Here is a 6,783-nt window from a genome sequence, read left to right as displayed (position 1 = left end):
TTTTTTTACAAAAATTGAGAATAGGGGCCTGCGGCCACGCGAATTGGGATAAAGGGGCATGCCCCTTTATCCCAATTCCTTAATTCCAGTTTCATTTTACAATTGAGGCTTGATAAAAAATTTCTGTTTTATGATAATAATAATTTACTGATATTTTTTATTATGATAAAATACTCTGTTGTAAAGGAGGCAGTATAATGCATAAATTATTAGAACCATATGCAGCCCTTGTCCCATTCCTGGGTGTTGCGTTAGGGGATAATGTTGAAATAGCTTTACACGATCTCACATCTCCTGAACAGGAAGTTGTTGCTATTGCAAATGGTGAGATTTCTGGCAGAGAAGTTGGTGCTAAGCTTTCAAATTTATCTGTTCATTATTTAGAAACAAAACAGTATGAAAAAAGTGACTATGTCATGAACTACAAAACAGCAGGACCTGATGGTAAACTGTTAAAATCTGCAACATACTGGATCAAGGAACCAGGAAATGTTTACCCTGTTGGTATGCTTTGTATTAACGTTAACGTCACAGATTTTGAATATATTGAAACTGCGATGAGAAGAATTCTTGGCATTAAAGATAATACAAATGTAGAATTCAAATATGATAGCCCAATCGAAATCTTATCTTCTCCACTTGATGAGATGGTAGAAAAATACATCAATGAATGTATGCAGAATATGGGAGTTCCATCTTATGTTCATGCAGAAAGATTAAAAGTAGAAGAAAAGATCAGAGTTGTTAAATACTTACAGGACAAAGGAACATTTAAAGTAAAAGGTGCAATTGCCCTAGTTGCAGATAAGTTAGATGTTTCTGAACCAACAATTTATCGTTATTTAAAGAAAGCATAGGAGGAAAAACATGGATTTAGTTTACGTAAGTGGTCATAAGAATCCAGATACAGATTCAATTTGTGCGGCCATCAGTTATTCATATTTATTAAATGCAACTCATAAGTACGGACAGGCAGTACCAGTAAGACTTGGTGAAGTAAGCCGTGAAACTGAGTATGTATTAAAGAGATTTAATGCACATACACCACAGTTATTAAAGTCAGTTAAACAGAAAGTAGAAGATCTTGATTATGATCAGGTAACTCTATTCTCTAAAGAATTAACTTTAAGAACTGCTTGGTCATTAATGTGCCAGATGAACTTAAAGAGTGCTCCAGTATTAGATGATCATTCTCATCTTTTAGGTTTATTATCTTCTACAAACATTATTGAAGGTTACATGGAAGATTGGGATAAAGATATCTTAAAGAATGCACATACTCCAATTGAAAACGTCGTAGATACATTAGATGCTAAGATCGTTTATTTAAACCCTGAATTACGTACTATTAAGGGTAGTCTTCATATCACAGGTATGAACTCTCAGGAAGTTATTGATCATGTTAATGAACATGATGTTGTCATCACTGGTGGTGACAGAACTGAAGGTATTCGTGAAATGTTGAAGAAGAAGGTTGATTTAATCATCCTTACTAACTCATTACACTTAGAAGAATCAGTTCTTGAAGAATGTAAGAATGCAGGTGTCAGTGTAGTGACTACTGCTTTCACTACATTCAAGACTTCTCAGCAGATCATTCAGGCAGTACCTGTTGAATATGTGATGCAGAAGGGTGATTTAACATGCTTCTCTACAGATGATACTGTAGATTACTTAAAGGAAGTAATGAGTGAAACAAGATATCATTCATATCCTGTTATCGACTTAAATGATCAGGTAGTAGGTACTATCTCTCGTTTCCAGGTTATTACTGGTGATCATAAGAAGATGATTCTTGTTGACCATAACGAAAGAGGACAGGCTGTAGAAGGTATTGAAGAAGCAGAAATCTTAGAAGTAGTAGATCACCACAGAGTGGCTGATTTCCAGACTGTAGGTCCATTACAGTTCAGAGCTGAACCACTTGGCTGTACTTGTACAATTATTGCGAAAATGTATAAGGAACAGGGTGTAGAAATTCCTAAGAATGTAGCTGGTTTAATGTTAGGAGCTATTGTTTCTGATACATTACTATTCAGATCTCCAACTTGCACAAAGACTGATAAAGAAATTGCGTTAGAATTAGCTGAAATTGCAGGTGTAGATGCTGAAGAATTTGGTCTTGCAATGTTTAAGGCTGGTACTTCATTAGTAGGTAAATCAATTGAAGAAATCTATAACCAGGATTACAAAGCATTCAATATTGGTGATGCAAAAGTTGGTATTGCTCAGGTTAATACTATGGATATCGATGGATTTGCACCACTTAAGGCTGAAATGCTTGAATATATGGAAAATCTATGTGTTGAAAATGGATTCGATACAGCAGTTCTATTATTAACTGATGTCATCAATGCAACAAGTGAAGTATTTGTTGCAGGCAGCCATCCTGAATATGTAGAAAATGCATTTAATGTACAGTTAGTTGAACATGAAGCAAACTTACCAGGCGTTATTTCTCGTAAGAAACAGGTTGTTCCAGCTATCACACGTGCAATCAACGCTTAATAAATTTAGCTATTTGTTGAGAACTCAACGAATAGCTTTTTTATTTATTTGAAAATGTTAATAAATTAAAACAATAAGAATAATTTATTATTGCATACTTAATTGAAACGGTTACTTAAAACAATATTTCACTATTTTATCGTAAATATCAACATAATCTTATCTAATTTTGTATTTTGTACATATAAAAGTATGGTACATTTGCAGAAAATTTGGTATACTTATTGAGGCATAAAAAGATTGTTTTTATTTTAAAACAAAAATATTTAAGGAGGAGAGTATGGAAAACTCAAAAATGAAATGGTATACCCTGGCTTTCATGGCATTTTCTACTGTTTGGGGTTTTGGTAACGTACTTAACGGTTTCGTTTACTTCAACGGTATCCAGGTTATATTCAGCTGGATTTTAATGTTCGCACTATACTTCGTACCATATGCCCTTATGGTTGGTGAACTTGGTTCAGCATTTAAAAATGCCGGTGGGGGTGTCAGCTCATGGATCATGGAAACAATGGGTCCTAAACTTGCATACTATGCAGGGTTCACTTATTGGGCTTGTCACATCACTTATATCGCAAGTAAAGGTACTGGTGGATTAAAGGCTCTTAGCTGGGTAATCTTCAGAAACAATACAGTTTATGATAGCTTACCAACTATCTATGTTCAGCTTGCTACACTTGCTGTATTCTTATTATTCTGCTATATCGCAAGCCGTGGATTAAACCCACTAAAGAAACTTGCTACATTAGCAGGAACTTCAATGTTTGTTATGTCAATCCTTTATATCTTAATGATGTTCGCAGCACCAGCTATCAACCCTAATGGTGGCTATGTACATATGGACTTTAGTTTTAAAAACATCGTGCCACAGTTCAATGTACAGTACTTCACATCATTATCTATCTTAGTATTCGCAGTTGGTGGATGTGAAAAGATTTCACCATATGTAAACAAGGTAGAAAACCCTGAAAAGGGATTCCCTAAAGGTATGATTGCACTTGCTATCATGGTTTGTGTATGTGCTATCTTAGGTACATTCGCAATGGGTATGATGTTCGATCCTAAGATGATCAATGCTTCTGAACAGGCATTCGAAAGCTATGTTGCTAACGGTGCTTATTGGTCATTCCAGAAATTAGGTCAATACTATCATATGGGTGATACATTACTAGTTATCTACGCATTATGTAACATGGTTGGTCAGTTCTCTACTTTAGTATTAAGTATTGATGCTCCACTTAGAATGTTATTAGACAACGAAGAAACTAGAGATTATATCCCATCTGCTTTATTTAAGAAGAATAAGTATGGTGCATATATTAACGGTATTAAGTTAGTTGTTGTACTTTCTGGTTCAATCATCTTAATCCAGTCATTCGTTCCTGGTGCAGCTGCTGTATTAAAACAGTTAAATAAGCTTAACTCAGTATGTATGCCAATGCGTTACTTATGGGTATTTGCTGCTTATGTTGCTTTACGTCAGGCTATGGACAAGTTCCCAGCAGAATATCGTTTCGTTAAGAATCAGGCTGTTGCTAAGTTCTTCGGTATCTGGTGCTTTATCGTAACTGGTGCTTGCTGTGTATTTGGTATGTATGACAAAGATCCATTCACATTCGCATTAAACGTAATTGCCCCTGTAGTTCTTTGTGCTTTAGGATTAATCATGCCTAAACTTGCAGAAAAAGAACGCCGTGAAGGAAAAAGATAAATGATATAAAATATCCTTTTGGCAGGGCCAGAAGGATATTTTTATATAAATTAAGGAGATAATAAAAATGTTTAAGGAAACTTCAAAAGAATTATTAAATTTCTTATCAAAAAGTCCTACTGCTTTCCATGCAGTAGAAAACTATCGTCAGATCTTAAATGCTGATGGATTTAAAGAATTATTAGAAAGTGAACATTGGGATATCGTACCAGGTGGTAAGTATTATGTAACAAGAAATAATACAAGTATCTTAGCTTTCAAAGTAGGTACAAAGTTAGACAACTACAGTTTCAATATTGTGACTTCACACACTGATTCACCAACTTTCAAGGTTAAAGAAAATGCTGAAATCGAAGTGAAGAATAAGTATACTCAGTTAAATACTGAAGGATACGGAGGGATGTTATGTGCTACTTGGTTAGATCGTCCTCTATCAATTGCTGGTCGTGTATTAGTATCTGAAGGTAACAGCATCGTTACTAAGTTATTAAACATTGATCGTGATTTATTAATGATTCCTAACGTAGCTATTCATATGAACCGTGCGGCTAATGATGGATTCAAGTATAACTTACAGGTAGATATGCTTCCATTATTAAGTGGTGGTGATGATCGTCAGAAAGACTTCAAACAGATTATTGCGGATGAATTAGGTGTAAAGAAAGAAGACATCTTAGGACATGACTTATATCTTTATAACCGTATGGCTCCATCTATCTGGGGTGCTAATGAAGAATTCATTTCTGCAGGTCACTTAGATGACTTACAGTGTGGCTTCGCTTCATTAAAGGCATTACTTGCTGGTTATAACGATGAATCTATCGATATCATGGCTTGCTTCGATAACGAAGAAGTAGGTTCAGGAACTAAGCAGGGTGCTGATTCTACATTATTAAGAGATACATTAATTCGTATCAACAATGCTTTAGGTAAGACTGAAGAAGATTACCATCGTGCACTTGCATCAAGCTTTATGCTTTCTGCAGATAATGCACATGCTGTACATCCAAATCATCCAGAACATACTGATGTAACTAACTGCACTTATATGAACGAAGGTGTTGTTGTTAAGTCACATGCTGGTCAGAAATATACAAGTGATGGCGTATCAATGGCAGTTGTAAAGTCTCTTGCATCTGGTGCAGATGTACCTCTACAGTATTTCGCTAACCGTTCAGATAAGGCTGGAGGAAGTACTTTAGGTAATATCGCTATGGCTCAGGCTTCTATGAATGCTGTAGATATCGGTTTACCTCAGCTTGCAATGCATTCATCATATGAAACTGCTGGTATCAAGGATACTTACTATGCAATCTCATTAATGAAGGCATTATTTGATTCACATATTCAGGAAACATCTACTCATAGCTTAGAAATTAAACGCTAATGAAGTTTCAACAAGATAGAGAAAAGCTCATGGTTTCTATGATGGTAGGAACCATGACTTCCTATATTGCTCTTATGTTTGTCAAAGAGCTGATTAATCAGAAGTATTTAATCAATTTCTATATCGATAGTTTAGTTGCTGTTGTTGCGCTTGTTCTGGCATTCCTGCAGATCAAGATGCAGTATAAGATATATAAAGAGAGAAAGATTTCTTCTAAATCACTCAATATTACATTATTAAGCATTCTTTTTGCATTGATATTAAACGTTTTATTCCCTAAAGGAATTGATTTCTCATTCCTAGTATTAGTCATTGGAATGATTGCTTCAAATCGTTTGTGCAGTAAAGAATGGCCAAAGTGAACTACTCCGACTTAATATTTTATTAAGTCGGGGTTTTTTAGATGCTTACGCATCCGTTTAAGAAGATTGATATTTAAGTCTTCACCTATTGCTAGGCAATCCTTATTCTTATTGCGTGTCCACTTCGCCTCTACTGTATAGGATGTTTACATCACAACTCTACTTTTACGCAGGATATTTAATGCACCATTTACATCTGCATTCAGAACTTGTCCACGAGCTGTTCTATACTGTCCACGATGTATTCGCTTTCCACTGAAATGGTATTCTTCAGTATCATCACTCTTATAGACTGGTATGACATCCTTATCCCAGAAGCTGGCCTTTGAAGTGTAGGATTCTTCTTGCATGACAAGTATGATGTCATTCAATTCACAGAGATACTTAAGCTTATCTATTAGCTTTCCATAAGGAATATTGATAAATATCTGATTATTTCTTTTACCTATATTGGAACCTTTTTGAAATGTTTCATTATAGCTCACAACAAGAGTTCCGATATCATGATCGATACAGTAATCAATCACCCTGCGTGTAGCCTTGTTCATATAGTCATTGATTTTATTGTTGTGTTTGCATGCTATTTTCTTCTGTCTGTTGGTTGTCTTCCTGCCATAATGTTGCTTATCCTTGATGGACTGTAATCTTGCATTTTCCTTATTGAACCACTGGTTGATGGACTTCAGTCTTCTTCCATCAATGATGAATGGTTCACCTTTACTTGATACTCCAGTGACGAGATTATTGATACCAAGATCTAATGCCAGTGCATTTGTTGTATTGAGATTCCTTTGAATGCATTCAGCTTCATAGAT

6 protein-coding genes are annotated in these 6,783 nt (G+C 35.2%); 5 read left to right on the top strand and 1 reads right to left on the bottom strand.

Annotated features, from left to right (window positions below):
* The first annotated feature begins 197 nt into the window (after positions 1 to 197).
* The 5 genes from EAI80_RS11295 to EAI80_RS11275 all read left to right on the top strand — a co-directional run bounded on the left by EAI80_RS11295 (position 198) and on the right by EAI80_RS11275 (position 5,968).
* Positions 198 to 857 (top strand): PAS domain-containing protein, encoded by a 660-nt coding sequence (locus tag EAI80_RS11295; RefSeq protein ID WP_129982116.1) that lies wholly within the window; start codon positions 198 to 200, stop codon positions 855 to 857.
* Between the two features lie 10 nt (positions 858 to 867).
* Positions 868 to 2,508 (top strand): putative manganese-dependent inorganic diphosphatase, encoded by a 1,641-nt coding sequence (locus tag EAI80_RS11290; protein WP_129982115.1) that lies wholly within the window; start codon positions 868 to 870, stop codon positions 2,506 to 2,508.
* A 280-nt stretch (positions 2,509 to 2,788) separates the two neighbouring features.
* Entirely contained in the window at positions 2,789 to 4,219 is a 1,431-nt protein-coding gene (locus tag EAI80_RS11285) for an amino acid permease (RefSeq protein ID WP_129982114.1), read from the top strand.
* A gap of 67 nt (positions 4,220 to 4,286) precedes the next feature.
* The gene (locus EAI80_RS11280; protein ID WP_129982113.1) at positions 4,287 to 5,606 is read left to right on the top strand and encodes a M18 family aminopeptidase; all 1,320 of its coding nucleotides are present in this window, start codon (positions 4,287 to 4,289) and stop codon (positions 5,604 to 5,606) included.
* Complete coding sequence (locus EAI80_RS11275; RefSeq protein ID WP_129982112.1) at positions 5,606 to 5,968, top strand: hypothetical protein; 363 nt, start codon at positions 5,606 to 5,608, stop codon at positions 5,966 to 5,968. Before EAI80_RS11280 ends, EAI80_RS11275 begins: the two co-directional genes overlap by 1 nt.
* Before the next feature lie 146 nt (positions 5,969 to 6,114).
* Here the strand turns inward: EAI80_RS11275 and EAI80_RS11270 are convergent.
* Positions 6,115 to 6,783: RNA-guided endonuclease TnpB family protein (locus tag EAI80_RS11270; protein WP_202976639.1), on the bottom strand; the 669-nt coding region annotated here is incomplete at its 5' end.

It is taken from the genome of Catenibacterium sp. co_0103, assembly GCF_004168205.1.
Classification (GTDB): Bacteria; Bacillota_I; Bacilli_A; order Erysipelotrichales; family Coprobacillaceae; genus Catenibacterium; species Catenibacterium mitsuoka_A.
This window is presented reverse-complemented; position numbering and strand designations above follow the sequence as displayed.